This is a genomic window from Paenibacillus sp. UASWS1643, from assembly GCF_008693195.1.
GTDB lineage: Bacteria > Bacillota > Bacilli > Paenibacillales > Paenibacillaceae > Paenibacillus > Paenibacillus amylolyticus_B.
In genome coordinates, this window is the sequence record NZ_VXKZ01000094.1 from 25,665 (window position 1) to 43,161 (window position 17,497).

A 17,497-nucleotide genomic window follows, 5' to 3' on the forward strand; every position below is an offset into this window, starting at 1 on the left:
ACATGATCGGATGGAGTAAATCTCCAAATCACAAAATTAAAAGATAGACGGTATAACATAGGAGTCCAATTTAGGCTTTTAAAGTGGGTAAAAGTTCATGAATAACAACCTTTTTCTAATAGGATTTAGTAGTCTGGTTGATATGTTGAAACATCCTTTACCATTACTATCTTGGAGAAATTATTTCAACGGAGACATAAAGAGTGCGGTTATATATTGAAACTATTAAAGACCAATCTGATCTTAAAAATGGCTAAAAATAGACTTACCAATCTTCAATTACCTGATATATTCAACATATCCCACCATTCAACACAATCCCCAATTAATCTACAAAAAATTCCAAGAAAACATTTACTTTACCAATTGACAATGGATAACTTTGGATGGTATTATCTGAATTGTGGGCAGAGGTTAAGGCCGAAAGCTTCACTTCATTTGATGACGAAGGGAATGTTAGTGCATGCAAGGTAAAGTAAAATGGTTCAACGCAGAAAAAGGTTACGGTTTCATTGAGACTGAAGATGGCGGCGACGTATTCGTACATTTCTCCGCAATTCAATCCGAAGGATTCAAAACTTTGGAAGAAGGTCAATCCGTAGAATTCGACATCGTCGAAGGCGCGCGTGGACCGCAAGCAGCTAACGTAATCAAATTATAATCATCCGGACAATCCGACCTACATATATGGTTAGATGGTTACCAAATTGAATTATCGCTAGCATCAGACTCCGGTACTTTCCGGGGTCTTTTTTTGTTGTAATAGATTCGAGATTCAGATCAGTTCGGGAACAGTATTCTTGTGGGATTTAATAGATTAAAGCAGTAGATTCAAGAGATCGATCAAAGTTCATTTTACATATTAGATTGAGGTGGCTCAAAAACGGTTAATTACATCATCAAGCGCCTAATAATTCATATCAACTAAATATTCGATTATGGCTGAATATGATAAAATATCGCGAAATATGGCGTTATGTCTATGTTGGCAGATGTGGCTTCAACAGATGTCATTATTCGGTCACCGGGAGTTTTTACATGGCGCTTACATTCGTGTTATAATGAAGTGGCAAAGGAAAAAGGAGGAGTGCCCTATGAATTTAAGTATTCGAGGTCAACAAATCGAGGTTACTGATGCTTTGAAGGATTATGTCGACAAAAAGTTGAGTAGACTCGAGAAGTATTTCGATGCACCCCTTAACTCTGACGGTGCTGTTACATTGAGCACGACGAGAGGTTTGCATACGGTAGAGGTGACGATCCCTTTGAAAGGCATTGTGCTCCGCGCTGAGGATGAGAGCGACGATATGTACGCATCCATTGACTCCGTGGTGGACAAGCTGGAACGTCAGATCCGCAAACACAAAACTAAAATTAACCGTAAGTTCCGCCAGGAAGGTAGCCTGAAAACACTCTTCGTTGAAGATCCAACAGGTACTGTAGCTACAGCTGAACTGGATGCGGACACGGATGAAGATGATTTGGAAGTTGTACGTACGAAACGCTTTATGTTGAAACCAATGGACGTGGAAGAGGCCATCCTCCAAATGAACATGGTTGGTCACAACTTCTTCGTATTCTCCAACATTGACAGTGAAGAAGTTAGCGTGGTTTATAAACGGAACGATGGTAAGTACGGTTTGATCGAACAAGGTTAATTTTAACGTACAGGATCATCGGAACTGAATAAGAACATCTAAATTTTAATAATGAACTCAGGAACTGTAGTTTCCTGGATTAGAGTTAACAAGAGCTTCCATCCCTTAGGGGGTGGGGCTCTTTTGTGCGTAGAGGGACGGGGAAACGACCTTTGGAAATAAAATGGTGAAACTATTCCCTATGCTGCTGCGTCTAATAGATAGTATGAAGAATCAATAATCCGTACAATTTAACCACCAGATTCCGATGGTTACGAAAATATTCGTACACCTAATATCGAGAACTTAATTTTGAGATTATCATCCAAATTTACCATCAAAATTCGTTGACAGGGCAGTCTGCCTTGTGAAATGAAACAAGACAATCGAACGCTTCCGCTAACGACTATGATTTTTTGCACTTAAACTCCATTTGATATGTCTCAGAAGTTCAAAGAAGTGTGCCGTGGCGTGTTGCGGCGACCCTTACAAACTGTTACAATTTATGCAAAGAGAATCATTGTCCTGATGAGGAATTGTCAACGAATGATCGCTAATCATAATCAATGACAGGCACAGCACCATGAACATGATTCGCAAGGCGCGGGCTTCGGCTAGTTTTTAATAACCGAATCCGTTTGAACACCGAATCAGCTTCATGAGGAACCCTTGGCAAGCCTGGAGTTGATTCATCCATATTACTTTTTATATTTTTGTCACCCCCGGGTAAGTGGATGCAATATCCATCCGATGGTGTCGCGTGGCGGCAACAGGGGGTCTATTCTGTTTTGCACGAAAGGGGTATACCATGCTAGGACTTGTCAAAAAGATCTTCGGCGACATGAATGAACGTGATGTTAAACGTCTGATGAAGACGGTCGATGTGATCAATAAACTGGAACCACAATTTCAGGCGTTGTCTGATGAACAACTGAAAGGTAAAACGGAGGAATACCGTGCTCGTATTGAAAAGGGAGAAACAACAGATGAGCTTCTTCCAGAGGCATTTGCAACCGTACGTGAGGCATCACGCCGTGTACTGGGCAAACGTCACTACGATGTACAGATGCTGGGCGGGATCGCTCTGCATGAAGGCCGTATTTCCGAGATGAAAACGGGTGAAGGTAAAACGCTGGTAGGAACACTCCCAGTATATCTGAACGCGTTGATGTCCAAAGGTGTTCACGTGGTTACGGTCAATGACTATTTGGCACAGCGGGATAGCCAGGAAATGGGACAAATCTACGAATTCATGGGCATGACGGTAGGGGTTAACCTGAGCGGTATGGACCATGCTTTGAAACAGCATGCATATGCATGTGATATTACGTACGGAACGAACAACGAGTTTGGTTTTGACTATCTGCGTGACAACATGGTTCTGTACAAAGAGCAAATGGTCCAACGTCCATTGTTCTTCTGTATCATTGATGAAGTGGACTCCATCCTGGTCGATGAGGCGCGTACGCCACTCATTATCTCTGGACAAGCTCAGAAGTCAACGGATATGTACTATGCAGCAGATCGTTTTGTGAAACGTTTGGTGCCGGAAGAAGACTTTACGGTAGACATTAAGGTGAAATCCGTAGCGTTGACTGAGGCGGGTGTGGCCAAAGCAGAGAAAGCATTTGGGATCGAGAACTTGTATGATCATGCCAACGTTACGCTCAACCATCACATTGTACAGGGCTTGAAAGCCAACGTAATTATGCGTCGTGACGTAGATTATGTGGTCAGTGATGAAGAAGTTATGATCGTTGATGAATTCACAGGTCGTCTGATGTCTGGACGTCGTTACAGTGATGGATTGCACCAGGCGATTGAAGCCAAAGAAGGCATTGAAGTACAAAACGAGAGCATGACGCTTGCTACGATTACCTTCCAGAACTATTTCCGGATGTACCGTAAACTTGCGGGTATGACGGGTACAGCGAAAACCGAGGAAGAAGAGTTCAAAAAAATCTACGGTCTCGAAGTACTGCAAATTCCAACCAACCGTCCAAACAAGCGGGATGACATGGCAGATGTCGTGTATAAGAGCATCGATGGCAAGTTTAATGCCGTTGTAGAAGAGATCGTTGCACGTCACAGTAAGAACCAGCCGGTTCTGGTAGGTACAGTATCCATCGAGAACTCGGAGCGCCTGTCTGACATGCTCAAACGCCGTGGTGTTAAACACCAGGTACTGAACGCCAAGTACCATGCGGAAGAAGCAGAGATCATCTCAGGAGCTGGTCAAGCGGGTGCAGTAACAATTGCAACCAACATGGCTGGACGGGGTACGGATATTATTTTGGGTGAAGGTGTAGCTGAAGTAGGCGGTCTTCATATCATCGGTACAGAGCGTCACGAATCACGCCGGATTGATAATCAGCTGCGTGGTCGTGCTGGACGTCAAGGTGACCCGGGTTCAACACAATTCTATCTGTCACTCGGTGATGAATTGATGAGACGTTTCGGTGCAGACAATGTACTCAACATGATGGAGCGCCTTGGTTTTGAAGAAGACCAACCGATCGAGAGCCGGATGATTACCCGTGCAGTAGAATCAGCGCAGAAACGTGTTGAAGGTAACAACTTTGACGTGCGTAAGGTCGTTCTCCAATATGATGATGTTATGAACCAACAACGTGAAATTATATATAAACAGCGCCGCGAGGTACTGGAGTCCGAAAACATCAAACAGATTGTTATGGATATGATCAAACCTTCCATTGAACGTATCGTTGAAGCACATTGTGGTGACGATATTCCAGAAAACTGGGAGCTGCAGGAAGTTGCCGATTACATGAACAGCAAATTGCTGGATGATGGTTCGGTAACAAAAGATGATCTGTGGGGCAAGGAAGCAGAAGAGATTATCGAGTATCTGTTCGAGAGAGTTCAGAACAAGTACAATGCACGTGAAGAGCGAATTGGCGAAGATATGGTTCGTGAGTTCGAGAAAGTGGTTGTGCTTCGTGCAGTAGACAGCAAGTGGATGGATCATATTGATGCAATGGATCAATTGCGTCAAGGTATCCACCTTCGCGCCTACGGCGGTACAGATCCACTGCGTGAGTACCAGTTCGAAGGCTTCGAGATGTTCCATCAGATGATCGCTTCGATTCAGGAAGAAGTAGCGACTTATGTGATGAGAGCACAGATCGAGAGCAATCAGGAGCGTCAAGCGGTTGTTGAGGAAAGCCAGATCTCGACAAGCGGTGAACCTGCTGAGAAACGTCCAGTGAAGGTTTCCGACCAAATCGGACGTAACGATCCATGCCCATGCGGTAGTGGCAAGAAGTTCAAACACTGCCACGGGCAAGAGTAGTACAATGGTTTTTATATACACTCTATAGTGTAATAAGTTGAACCTTGATTTTACACCGTAACGGAGAGTGCAGAAGCAATCTGAAGAAGCGGAGCGTTCGCCTTTATCCCCGGATTTTACCCTTTTGTAAGGGGATTAAGAAAATCTGGGGATAAGAGCGATCGGAAGATGCTACTGCAATCGGAGTGATATGGTGTAAAGATTGCTGGCTCAACTTAAATAGCATGACATGAACGGCTCCTTGCAGCCGGGCATTCCATAGGATGAAGTGAAGGATGCAAAACCGGTTAATGGTGCATAGTTATAATAATATGCCCATGATCATGGAGAAGAGATATACTGATACAACAGTAGTCTCAACACTAGGGTGGCGCATCACTTACTTGATCTGGAGGAATCCCCTGGATGCGGGGAGCTTATCTTAATGAAAAGAGGAATTGCACATGATCGATCCAAACGTGAAGCATGACCTGCGTGAAATAGGCAAGAAACTAACAAACCTTAGGGGGTCTCTTTGACTTAGATCTGAAGCAAGAGATGATCGGCAACTTCGAAGTGAAGATGTCTGCCCCGGATTTCTGGGATGATAGTGACAAGGCGCAATCTGTAATCGCTGAGCTAAACGCGGTGAAGGGATCTGTGGATCAATACACCAAACTTCAGCAGGATTATGATGATGCGGTGATGATGATAGAGCTGGCGGATGAAGAAGGCGACGAAGACCTCGCTACCGAGATTGGTAACAGTATTACAGCGATCGTGAACAAAGTCGCAGAGTTCGAACTTCAACTTCTTCTGAATCAACCATACGACAAGATGAATGCGATTCTGGAGCTTCACCCGGGTGCGGGTGGTACCGAGTCTCAGGATTGGGGCCAGATGCTGCTTCGCATGTACACACGCTGGTCTGAGAAGCGAGGCTTCAAGGTGGAGGTACTGGATTATCTGCCAGGTGATGAGGCTGGGATCAAGAGTGTTACGTTGTCGATCAAGGGACATAACGCTTATGGTTATCTGAAAGCCGAGAAGGGTGTACACCGACTGGTGCGGATATCTCCTTTTGACTCATCGGGCCGTAGACATACGTCCTTTGTATCCTGTGATGTGGTACCGGAGATTGATGATACGATCGAATTGGACATCCGCACAGAGGACCTCAAGATCGATACGTACCGAGCAAGTGGCGCGGGTGGACAACATATCAATACCACCGACTCTGCCGTACGGATTACTCACCTTCCAACAGGTGTAGTTGTAACGTGTCAGAATGAACGTTCACAGATCAAGAACCGTGAGCGAGCGATGACGATGCTTCGTTCGAAATTGTATGAGCGTAAAATTGAAGAGCAAAAACAACAGCTGGATGAAATCCGAGGAGATCAGTCGGATATTTCATGGGGTAGCCAGATTCGCTCCTATGTGTTCCATCCCTATAGTATGGTAAAGGATCACCGTACAAGTGTAGAGACAGGAAACACAGGAGCAGTAATGGACGGCGACCTCGATGCATTCATCGATGGTTATTTGCGTAGCCAGATTAAAGTAGAAACCGATTAATATAAGTTCCTGTATGGACCCATACGTGTAGGCGTATGCTGGTGTATACAGGAGCTTTTTTTTGAATCATTTTATAAGATATAGAGAACATGAACAAACAACTGATCAGTCACAACAAAGGAGAGCACGAGAACATGCAACAACGATCACAACTTCACAACAGCCGCAAAAAGAGGATAACTAGCCTCATTCCACTCAATGGTCCATGGAGAAACGTCGTGGACACGGTATCTATCATTTTAGGTTCGTTTTTAATTGCAGTGGCCTTTAATTTATTTTTATTACCGAATCAGATCGCTTCAGGTGGGGTATCCGGGTTATCGATCCTGGGCAAGGAATGGCTTAATTGGGAGCCGGCATATACCCAATGGGCGATAAACATCCCACTTCTAATCGCGGGTTTTCTGCTTATTGGTAAGCAGTATGGTATTCGTTCAGTCCTGGGCAGTATTGTCCTGCCGCTCTTAGTCTATCTCACAAAGGATTGGGCCATCCCAACAACGAATCCGTTACTTGGTTCACTGTATGGTGGAATAGGCGTTGGTCTCGGGATCGGCATTGTATACCGCGGTCGAGGATCAACAGGGGGCATGAGCATTCTGGCCAGAATCGTGCAGAAATACAGTGGACTGAGTTACTCAATCTGTGTGGTGATTATGGATGCTACCGTTATAATTATGGCTGCATTTGTATTATCATTGGAACAATCTCTCTATGCACTGATTGGATTGTATGTTACGGGGAAAGTGATCGATGCGGTTGAGATGGGGCTGGGTTTCTCCAAGGTGGCTTATATTATCTCCAACCAGACAGAAGCGATAAGTAAAGTGATTCTCGATGACCTAGACCGTGGTTTGACGAAGCTGGAAGCCAAAGGTGGTTACACCGATGATCAGCGAACTGTCCTGATGGTGGTGGTTGGGCAAAATGAGGTGCCAAGACTCAAAACGTTGATCCGGTCTGTGGACCCGGGGGCTTTTGTCATTATCAGTAACGCGCACGAAGTGCTCGGCGAAGGTTTTAAGCGGGGAGAACATGTGTGAACGGGTGTGAAAACTAGTTAGTGAGCCGTGTGGGCTCATGAGTTTGGAAATAAAAATTCAAAAAAAGCAGGTACATCCTTCTCTGCAATGACAGAGAGGGAGTACCTGCTTTTCTACTATTAAAAGTTCAACTTAACATTTACATGATAACGGAGGGGACAGAAATATCCTGAAGAAGTGGAGCGTTCGCCTTTATCCCCGGATTTTCCCCTTTAGAATAGGGAATCAAATAAATCTGAGGATAACAGCGATCGGAAGAATGTTCTGTCATCGGAGTACTCTCACTACAGAATCGGAGACAGCAGACGGGAAATGGCTTCTTTAAAGCGGATAATCAGACTGCGTTTTTGGTATTCATCGAGCGTCATCTCCCGCGATACATGCAGGTCGTGCTCAAAGGTTTGTACAAGTGCTGTCGCAATCGTTTCATCATACATAAAAGCATTCACCTCAAAGTTCAACCGAAAACTGCGGTAGTCAATATTGGCGGTTCCCACGGATGCAACCAAACTGTCAATGATAAGTGTTTTGGCATGAATGAAGCCATTATCATATATAAATACTTTGGCGCCGACCTTCAACAACTCACCAATATAAGATAAAGTTGCCCAATAGACGAAGGCATGGTCTGGCTTATTCGGGATCATAATGCGAACATCAATGCCGGACAGACACGCGAGACGAATAGCTTCGAATACACTGGCATCCGGGATAAAATATGGCGTTTGGATCAAAATCGATTGTTTGGCACCGTTAATCATCTTGAGGTAACTGTTCTTAATATGCTCAGTTTCTGCATCTGGTCCACTGGAGACAATCTGCATGGCAGTGTTACCCGTACCCTCGATATGAGGGAAATGTGCCGGAACATAAGGGGTATCGTGCTGTTTGGATGCTTCATTCCAATCCAGGAGGAAACGGGTCTGCAGCGCATGGACAGCATTTCCCTGAATACGCAGATGTGTGTCACGCCAGTAACCGAATTTCGAGTTCAAGCCGAGATACTCATCTCCAACATTAAACCCGCCTGTGTACCCAAGGTTACCATCAATGATGACAATCTTGCGGTGGTTCCGGTAGTTCATACGCAAGTTGATCAGACTGAATTTGGAAGGGAAAAAGACTTCAACCAAACCGCCTGCTTCGCGCAATTCTTTGAAAAAGCGTTTCGAAACCCGCCGTGATCCGAGCGCGTCATACAGTAAACGGACTTTGATGCCTTCCCGCGCTTTGCGGATAAGTGCATCCCGAATTCTTTTACCCAGACGGTCGCCTCTATAAATGTAGTATTGTACGTGCACGTGATCCTGAGCCGCTTCGATGTCGTCCAAGAGCCGTTGGAACTTGTCTGTTCCGTCTGTAATGATCTCAACCGCATTATCCTCCGTTAACAGAGCGCCGTTCTGCTTCAGGTTCATATAGATCATGTCCTGGCTACTCTCGGTTGCTTGGTTGCGGAAAGGGGTGCGGTTATCGTGCAACTGCGTGAGCTGGGCTTCAATACGTTCCTCTAGCCCGAGCTTCTTACGTTCTTTCCACTGGAAAAGCCGGTATCGGGTCAGATTCTGACCGGTTAAAAGATAAAGTACAAAACCAAACACCGGAATAAAGTTCAAGACGAGCAGCCAGGCCCATGAAGCGCTGGCATCCTTCCGTTCGAAGAAAACAACGGCTGCCGCAAAAATAATATTCAGGCCCAGGAGTACAATAAGTAAAATGGATTCGATATGCACTATAGTCCCCCACGTCTCATAATGACCATCATGAATCTATTCATATGTCCTTGATTAGCAGGTTAGTTATGAATGAGACCCTGATTGTAATGTTTCCTACTAATACGTATTTTAACAGAAGTATACCTGTTCGTCCCGGATGTTAAAAAAGATATGTTCGGATTGGGTGGAAATCCATGTGAAATTGATGATAGAGTGTTGTATTTATATAACCAGAGTCGTATAATAATACACAAATATGCATATAAGCGACGGAATTGCTGTGTTCGAGCCTCATTCATGCAAGGACATAGCACAAGTAGCGCATACATCGAGATTGGGGGAGCGAGAGTGAATAACAAATTAAAAGTAGCAATCGTCGGTTCCACCGGCTACGGCGGGGTGGAACTGATTCGTTTTTTCCAGAACCATCCGCAGGTAGAAATCACATCGGTGATCTCATCATCGAGCAGTGGTGAATCCATCGCAGATGGATTTCCGCATTTGACGGACGTGATTCACAGGCCACTCGACGGTGTAGATCCGGCTGAAATTGCGAGTCGTGCAGATCTGGTATTCACAGCGACCCCGTCCGGCGTAAGTGCAAAGCTCGTACCAAGCCTGCTGGCAGCAGGGCTTAAGGTCATTGACCTGTCTGGCGATTTCAGACTCAAGGATGGAACGGTGTATGAAGAGTGGTACAAACATCCGGCTCCTTCAGCTGATTTGCTGGAACAAGCTGTGTACGGCATGGCTGAGGTGTACGGTGAAAAGGTGAAGGGACAGAATTTCATATCTAACCCAGGCTGTTATCCAACGGCTACACTTCTTGGACTGATTCCTGCAGTAGAGGCAGGCTGGGTTGATCCTTCCACTATTATTATTGATGCCAAATCAGGCGTATCCGGAGCAGGACGCGGAACAAGTCTGACGAACCATTATGCAGAGATGAATGAGAATTTCAAAGCCTATAAGCTCAACAAGCACCAACATATTCCCGAGATCGAGCAAGTGCTTGGCAACATAACGGGAACGCCTGTTACGGTTACCTTCACCACACATCTGGTGCCAATGACACGTGGAATCATGAGTACGATGTATGCAAAACTCGTTGGGGAACACAGTGACCGGGAGATCGTAGATTTGTATCGCAAGTATTATGAGAACAGACCTTTCGTACGTGTACGTGAACCGGGTATCTGGCCTTCTACCAAAGAAGTGTACGGATCTAACTATTGTGATATTGGATTTGCGGTGGATCCTCGCACAGGGCGTTTGACGATTATTTCGGTCATCGACAACCTGGTGAAGGGTGCATCCGGGCAAGCGATTCAAAATATGAACCTGATGATGGGATGGGAGGAGAACCTCGGGCTGAACATGACACCGGTTTATCCATAAGGATTGGAATTCAGAAGGCACTGGAATATTCGATGTAAAAGTAAGAGTGCATTCATGGAGTGAACTTAGGGAGATCGGATCAGGTTAAGCAGGCGGATCATCGGCATATAGCTGAACGCATACGGGGGATATGATATGGGAACGAATGTGGAGCAACAGAGTTTTACCGTGGTTGAGAACGGAACAATTGTAACCCCTGGGGGATTCACTGCTGGTGGACTTCACTGCGGATTGAAAAAGACATCTCGGAATGACATCGGAGCGATCCGATGTGATGTACCGGCTACAGCTGCTGCTGTATATACAACGAATGTGTTTCAAGCAGCGCCACTCAAAGTAACGCGCGAAAGCTTGAACAATGGACGTCTTCAGGCTGTTATCGTTAACAGCGGTAACGCCAATGCATGTACAGGGCAACAAGGGGAAGAGGATGCGTATGCGATGCGTTCGGCTGCTGCGCGTGAGTTGGGTGTGGCAGAAGAGGACGTGGCGGTGGCTTCCACAGGTGTCATTGGGGAATTGCTCAAAATGGATGCTGTACATTCAGGCATCACCGGACTTCCAGCGCATATGGGCAAGGAATCGAATGAGGCGGAACAATTTTCACAAGCGATTCTGACAACGGATTTGGTGAAAAAGGAAGCCTGCGTCTCCGTTATGGTTAACGGCAAGACGGTTACGATTGCGGGAGCCGCCAAAGGCTCGGGTATGATTCATCCAAATATGGCGACGATGCTCGCTTTCATGACCTCTGACGCGGTCATTGGTGCGGAAGCGTTGCAGCGCCTGCTGCGCCAGGCAACCAATCACACATTTAACATGATTACCGTCGATGGCGATACAAGTACAAACGACATGCTGGTAGCTATGTCCAGTGGATATGCAGGCAATGAAGAGCTGACAACCGAGCACCCGGATTGGGACGCTTTTGCAGCCGGCTTCACCTATGTATGCCAAGTGTTGGCTAAAGCCATTGCTCGCGATGGTGAAGGAGCAACCAAGCTGGTCGAGGTAGAAGTTACAGGTGCGGTAAGTGATGAATCCGCGCAAGCCATTGCCAAAACCGTCATCGGGTCCAGTCTGGTGAAATCCGCCATGTTTGGCGCTGATGCTAACTGGGGACGGATTATTGCAGCCGTAGGACGTGCAGGGCAACCGGTGAACCCTGATACGGTGGATATTCGTTTGGGAGATATTTCGGTACTCGCGCAGTCCCGTCCAGTCGTGTTTGACGAAGAATTGGCATTGGCCTATTTGCAGACCGATACGGTGCGCATTGTGGTGGATCTGCATCACGGTGAGGGAACGGCAACAGCCTGGGGCTGCGACCTGACGTATGACTACGTCCGAATTAACGCCGCATACCGTACGTAATATTTTTGAGTTTTATTAACCTAGAGCAGCTTCATTATTAAAAAAGCTGCTTTGCAGAAATATGTAGAACCTCTATAAGGATTAAACTTTTGAGTCTGATCATTGACGGGGATAGTGGAAAAGTCGGAATCGATTCTGTAGAAGCGTAGTGTTCGCCTTTGTCTCCGGGTTTCCCCTTTAGAAAAGGGAATCAAAAAACCTGGAGACAACAGCGATCAAAAGAACGATCCGAATTTGTAACGGCTAACCCGTCAAACATGGATTTTATAAGTGTTAAGCCTTTAAGAATATTTGAACGAAAGGAGCTTGCCCCATGAATTCAACAATGCCAAACAAGAGTACCGCAACGGAAGCGAGCACAGAGAAACAGATGTTTGTCATGAAATGTGGAGGCAGCACGCTCGCAGCATTGCCTGAGTCTTTCTTTGCGGATCTGCGTGATTTGCAGTCTCAGGGCACGCAGCCGGTCATCGTGCATGGTGGAGGTCCTGCGATCTCAGATAACCTGGCGAAGCTTGGTATCGAAACCGAATTCGTTAATGGCCTGCGCAAAACAACTGAACCTGTGCTGGACGTAGTGGAGATGGTGCTTGCGGGCAGTATCAACAAACAGATCGTGCGCCTGATCCAACGTGTGGGCGGTCGTGCACTAGGTTTATCCGGCGTGGACGGTGGCTTGATCCAGGCTAAACCTGTTACAAACCACGCAGAGATCGGTTGGGTTGGCGATGTCACGGGTGTGAATGCAGAGATTATCCAAGGCATCGTGAACATGGGTTACATGCCGGTTATCGCACCAGTTGGCGTAGATGCAACTGGTCAACGCTACAACATTAACGCAGATACAGCTGCGGGTGCAGTGGCGTCTCATCTCGGCGTAAGCCGGATGATTGTCGTGACTGATGTTCCTGGCATCATGAAGAACGTGGGCGGCGAGAAAAAAGTACTGCCATCCGTATCTGTACAAGAGATTGAGGACATGATCCAGACCGGAGAAATCTATGGCGGCATGATTCCCAAAGTGCGTGCAGCTATCGCATGTATCCATGGCCAAGTACGTGAGGTCGTCATCGTAGACGGCAGCGAACCCCAAATCCTGAGCCGAGTGCTCGGCGGAGAAATCATCGGAACAAAAATTATCCGTATGCAATAATTATACTCAGTGCGCTAGGGTCTTCATGATCTGATAATAAATAAAAAATATGTGCACGGCTTTTTTTATATAAGAAATCTAATATTACACACACTTTAACGTAGGGTGCAGAATCAATCTGAAGAATAAAAATGCACAACGGAGAGGACAGAAATAACCTGAAGAAGCGAAGCGTGCGCCTAAAAGCTTTCTGAAAGAAAGCTACTTCGGAAGCATACACTATCCCCGGATTTCGACCTTTAAACAATTAATCAAAAAAATCCGGGGATAACAGCGATCGGAAGGTTGTTCTGTCATTGAAGTGGAGTATGCAGGCGTTCAAAAGATGATTCTGCAATCGGAGTGGTCTAGTGTAAGTCAGGGCTCTTATATGATTGCCGTTGCACCAACCAATAGGAGTGATATGGTCATGGCAAAAGGCAACGAACAGCCAGGTTCTGGCACAGCGGTAGCGGGCGCGACAGCAACAGGTGCAGCGGTACAGACGGAAAGCTCGCTTTTCCAAACGTATGCACGTTATCCAATCAGTCTGGTTAAAGGTAAAGGCAGCTGGTTGTGGGATGATCAGGGCAACCGCTATCTCGATTTCATGTGCGGCCTCGCTGTAACTAGCCTGGGCCATGCACCGGAGAAAGTTGGAGCCAAGCTGAAAGCTCAGATTGATGAGTTGTGGCATGTGTCCAACCTGTTCCAGATTCCGGGCCAGGAGAAAGCAGCAGCATTGTTGACAGCCAATACATGCGCTGATGCAGTGTTCTTCTGTAACAGTGGTGCCGAAGCGAACGAAGCGGCTATTAAAGTAGCCCGTCGTTATCACCAGAAGGTGAAGGGTACAGATCGGTATGAAGTGATTACCTTCGCCCAGTCCTTCCATGGACGGACACTCGCTACACTGACAGCAACCGGACAGGATAAGGTGAAAGAAGGATTTTTGCCATTGCCAGCCGGATTTGTAACTGTACCTTTGCATGACATCCCTGCACTTGAAGCGGCAATTGGACCTAAGACGGCAGCAATTATGCTGGAAATGGTTCAGGCCGAGGGTGGTGTATATCCGGTCGAGCCGGAATTCGTCAAGCATGTACGGAAACTGTGTGACGAGCACGGATTGTTACTCATTGTGGATGAAGTGCAGACTGGAATGGGACGTACTGGTAAATTGTTTGCACACGAACATTATGGCATTGAGCCAGACGTGTTCACCGTTGCCAAAGGTATCGGCAGTGGTTTCCCTGTAGGCGCGATGTTGGGTAAAGGCTTCCTGCGGGATGCGTTCACGCCAGGTAGCCATGCAACCACCTTTGGTGGAACACCACTTGCTTCATCCGTTGTGATTGCAACCATCGAAACGATGTTGGAAGATCGTTTGCCAGAGCGTGCAGCGGAGATGGGTGAATACCTGATGAGCTCCCTGCGGAATCGCTTGGCAGGCAATTCCTTTGTGAAGGAAGTACGTGGCATGGGATTGCTCGTTGGTATTGAATGTGCTGAGCCGGTAGGTGATATTGTACTTGCTGGGCAAAAACGCGGTATTTTGTTTGTCTCTGCAGGACCGAATGTGATTCGTTTGCTTCCGAACCTGTATGTGAGCAAAGAAGAGATCGACGAGGCCGTATCGCTGGTAGCCACATTGATTGAAGAGCACGTAGCGGCGAAAGCCTAATATAAAAATGAGAACCTTTCTGTCTCGGGGCCATTACCGGCCTCGAAGCAGAACGAGATGATGAATCCCTGTAGCCGCGTGGTGAACTTGCAGAAGATGGAAATGATTAAACAACTTGAGAAGCACCCAGACAAAGTGTCAACGTTGCTCTCTCTTCTGCCCATGCGGGTGCAGGGAACCGGAAATAAGGAGGACATTATAGATGACAGCACAACAGACGGAAAAGATTCAGAAGATTGATCTGAGAGGCCGGGATTTTATCGAGTTCACGGACTACACGGCAGAGGAGATTCGTTATCTGCTTGATCTCGCGATTGAGATTAAAGGCAAGCAAAAAAGCGGCGTACCTTTTCAACCGTTGAAAGGCAAAACGATCGGACTTATTTTTGAAAAATCATCCACACGTACGCGTGTATCCTTTGAAGTGGGCATGTTCCAATTGGGTGGACACGCACTTTTTCTGAGCAAAAATGATATCCAGCTGGGTCGCGGGGAAACCACACATGATACAGCCAAAGTATTGTCCCGCTACCTGGACGGCATCATGATCCGTACCTTTGGACACCATAATGTAACTGAACTGGCAGAGCATGCTGATGTTCCAGTCATTAACGGCCTGAGCGATGCAGCGCATCCTTGTCAGGTACTGGCAGACTTCCAAACGGTGCTGGAGCACAAAGGCAAGCTCTCAGGTCTGAAAATGGCCTACATCGGAGATGGCAACAATATGGCACACTCCCTGATGCTCGGTGCAGCGAAGATGGGTATGCATGTTGCTGTAGCAACGCCAGAAGGCTATGAGCCGGATAGCGCAGTTGTGGAGCAGGCGCGCATTATCGCACAGGAGAGCGGTTCTGAAGTGACTGTAACGTACAGTGCACAGGAAGCTGCGAAAGATGCAGATATCGTGTATACGGATGTATGGGCGAGCATGGGCTTTGAGGAAGAGCAGAAGATTCGTGAGCAGGCATTTGCGGCATATCAAGTGGACGAGGAACTGATGAAAGGCGCGAAGCCGGACTACATGTTCTTGCACTGTCTGCCAGCACACCGCGGCGAAGAAGTGAGTGCCGGTGTAATTGACGGACCGAACTCCCTGATCTTTGATCAGGCGGAGAATCGCTTGCATGCACAGAAAGCATTAATGGCTGCGTTAATGAGCGAATAGATGCTGTTTGCCTTTATGGGTTGATTTTAGGCGCAGATTTCGCGATGATAGATTCATCTATAATGTACTTTAAAAAGTTAATTAAATAAGAAGCTCGTAGGATTCAGTGTATGAAGGCTCTGTTTAACTTAACTGATCTTGGGGAGGACCATCACACATGGCTAAGGAAAAAATTGTACTCGCGTATTCAGGCGGGTTGGACACATCTGTAATTTTGAAATGGTTGAAAGAAACATATGATGCTGAGATTATCGCCTTCACAGCGGATATCGGACAAAAGGACGAACTGGATGGCTTGGAGGAAAAAGCACTCGCTACGGGCGCTTCCAAAGTATACATCGACGATCTGCGCGATGAATTCGCGAAAGATTTCATCTATCCAATGTTCCAGGCAGGTGCCCTTTATGAAGGACAATACCTGCTCGGCACAAGTATCGCTCGTCCACTGATCGCTAAACGCATGGTGGATATCGCTCGTGCAGAAGGTGCTACAGCCATCGCTCACGGCGCTACAGGTAAAGGAAATGACCAAGTTCGTTTTGAGCTGAACGCGGCTGCACTGACACCAGACATTAACGTCATTGCACCTTGGCGTCTGGAAGAATTCCGCAACCAGTTCCCGGGACGTGCCGAGATGATCGCGTACGCCGAGAAACATGGTATTCCGGTAACCGCATCTGCGGCTAAACCGTATTCGACAGACCGTAACTTGCTGCATATCAGCTATGAGAGCGGTGTGCTCGAAGATCCTTGGTTCGATCCAAGCGCGGACGAGAACAAAGACATGTTCCTGCTGAGCAGTGCGCCTGAGGATGCACCAGATCAAGCGGAATATGTGGAACTGGAATTCGAACAAGGCGACTGTGTTGCGCTGAACGGTGAGCGTTTGAGCCCATTGCAAGTGATGGAGCAACTGAACGAGCTGGGTGGCAAACATGGTATTGGCCGTGTAGATATGGTTGAGAACCGTTTTGTTGGTATGAAGAGCCGTGGCGTGTACGAAACGCCGGGTGGAACAATCCTGTTCACCGCACATCGCAAAATGGAATCCATCACGATGGACCGTGAAGTGATGAACCTGCGTGACAGCCTGATCACACGTTACAGCACACTCGTTTACAACGGCTTCTGGTTCGCGCCGGAACGTCTGGCGCTGCAAGCGCTGGTGACTGAAAGCCAGAAAAATGTAACAGGTACCGTTCGTGTGAAACTGTACAAAGGCAACATCATCGGCGCAGGTGTGAAAAGTCCTGTCAGCCTCTACAATCCGGACATTGCAACGATGGAAGCTGATCCAACGCAAGCCTACGATCAAGGCGATGCAACAGGCTTTATCCGCCTGAATGCACTGCGTTTGAAAGTAAACTCCGGCGTGGAGCAAAACAAAAACTAATTTCAACCTGCACAATAAAGCTACACCAATATAAATGACAAGGCAGGCCGTTCTTGCACATCTGGCAGGAGCGGCTTTGTCCA

Annotated in this window: 14 protein-coding genes; 12 read left to right on the plus strand and 2 right to left on the minus strand. The window is 46.9% G+C overall.

Annotation, left to right across the window (positions count from 1 at the left end):
• Positions 1 to 463 precede the first annotated feature (463 nt).
• Together FE296_RS04365 and hpf are read left to right on the plus strand one after the other, a co-directional pair.
• Positions 464 to 661, plus strand: a complete 198-nt coding sequence (locus FE296_RS04365) for a cold shock domain-containing protein (RefSeq protein ID WP_024631599.1) — start codon at positions 464 to 466, stop codon at positions 659 to 661.
• Positions 662 to 1,094: 433 nt separating this feature from the next.
• Positions 1,095 to 1,658, plus strand: coding sequence for a ribosome hibernation-promoting factor, HPF/YfiA family (hpf, locus tag FE296_RS04370; protein WP_124116500.1), 564 nt, complete (start codon positions 1,095 to 1,097; stop codon positions 1,656 to 1,658).
• Positions 1,659 to 2,190: 532 nt separating this feature from the next.
• Here the strand turns inward: hpf and FE296_RS32625 are convergent.
• A complete protein-coding gene (locus tag FE296_RS32625) occupies positions 2,191 to 2,334 on the minus strand; it encodes a hypothetical protein (RefSeq protein WP_190945025.1) in 144 nt (47 codons plus the stop codon).
• Between the two features lie 111 nt (positions 2,335 to 2,445).
• On the opposite strand from FE296_RS32625, the gene secA reads away from it, so the two are divergent.
• From secA to FE296_RS04385, 3 genes are all read left to right on the plus strand, one after another.
• The gene (gene secA, locus FE296_RS04375) at positions 2,446 to 4,950 is read left to right on the plus strand and encodes a preprotein translocase subunit SecA (protein ID WP_124116499.1); all 2,505 of its coding nucleotides are present in this window, start codon (positions 2,446 to 2,448) and stop codon (positions 4,948 to 4,950) included.
• Positions 4,951 to 5,393: 443 nt separating this feature from the next.
• A protein-coding gene (gene prfB, locus FE296_RS04380) for a peptide chain release factor 2 (protein WP_124116498.1) occupies positions 5,394 to 6,507 on the plus strand; the annotation gives its coding sequence in 2 pieces (ribosomal slippage) (positions 5,394 to 5,465 and positions 5,467 to 6,507; 1,113 coding nt in all).
• Between the two features lie 134 nt (positions 6,508 to 6,641).
• A complete protein-coding gene (locus FE296_RS04385) occupies positions 6,642 to 7,550 on the plus strand; it encodes a YitT family protein (protein ID WP_124116497.1) in 909 nt (302 codons plus the stop codon).
• A gap of 284 nt (positions 7,551 to 7,834) precedes the next feature.
• Here FE296_RS04385 and cls read toward each other — a convergent pair whose 3' ends face one another.
• Positions 7,835 to 9,283 (minus strand): cardiolipin synthase, encoded by a 1,449-nt coding sequence (gene cls / locus FE296_RS04390; RefSeq protein ID WP_150364330.1) that lies wholly within the window; start codon positions 9,281 to 9,283, stop codon positions 7,835 to 7,837.
• Between the two features lie 330 nt (positions 9,284 to 9,613).
• Between cls and argC the strand changes: the two genes are divergently transcribed.
• From argC to FE296_RS04420, 7 genes are all read left to right on the plus strand, one after another.
• Entirely contained in the window at positions 9,614 to 10,663 is a 1,050-nt protein-coding gene (argC, locus tag FE296_RS04395) for an N-acetyl-gamma-glutamyl-phosphate reductase (protein ID WP_150364331.1), read from the plus strand.
• A gap of 135 nt (positions 10,664 to 10,798) precedes the next feature.
• A complete protein-coding gene (argJ, locus tag FE296_RS04400) occupies positions 10,799 to 12,037 on the plus strand; it encodes a bifunctional glutamate N-acetyltransferase/amino-acid acetyltransferase ArgJ (RefSeq protein ID WP_150364332.1) in 1,239 nt (412 codons plus the stop codon).
• A gap of 313 nt (positions 12,038 to 12,350) precedes the next feature.
• Positions 12,351 to 13,190 (plus strand): acetylglutamate kinase, encoded by an 840-nt coding sequence (gene argB, locus FE296_RS04405; RefSeq protein ID WP_124116494.1) that lies wholly within the window; start codon positions 12,351 to 12,353, stop codon positions 13,188 to 13,190.
• Between the two features lie 409 nt (positions 13,191 to 13,599).
• Complete coding sequence (locus tag FE296_RS04410) at positions 13,600 to 14,853, plus strand: aspartate aminotransferase family protein (RefSeq protein ID WP_150364355.1); 1,254 nt, start codon at positions 13,600 to 13,602, stop codon at positions 14,851 to 14,853.
• A gap of 87 nt (positions 14,854 to 14,940) precedes the next feature.
• A complete protein-coding gene (locus FE296_RS32630) occupies positions 14,941 to 15,093 on the plus strand; it encodes a hypothetical protein (protein WP_190945027.1) in 153 nt (50 codons plus the stop codon).
• Entirely contained in the window at positions 15,056 to 16,021 is a 966-nt protein-coding gene (gene argF, locus FE296_RS04415; RefSeq protein WP_124116492.1) for an ornithine carbamoyltransferase, read from the plus strand. The genes FE296_RS32630 and argF overlap by 38 nt, the downstream gene beginning before the upstream one ends.
• Before the next feature lie 157 nt (positions 16,022 to 16,178).
• Positions 16,179 to 17,414 carry an argininosuccinate synthase gene (locus FE296_RS04420; RefSeq protein ID WP_017692004.1) on the plus strand — a complete coding sequence of 412 codons (1,236 nt, stop codon included), beginning with the start codon at positions 16,179 to 16,181 and terminating at the stop codon, positions 17,412 to 17,414.
• Positions 17,415 to 17,497 lie beyond the last annotated feature (83 nt).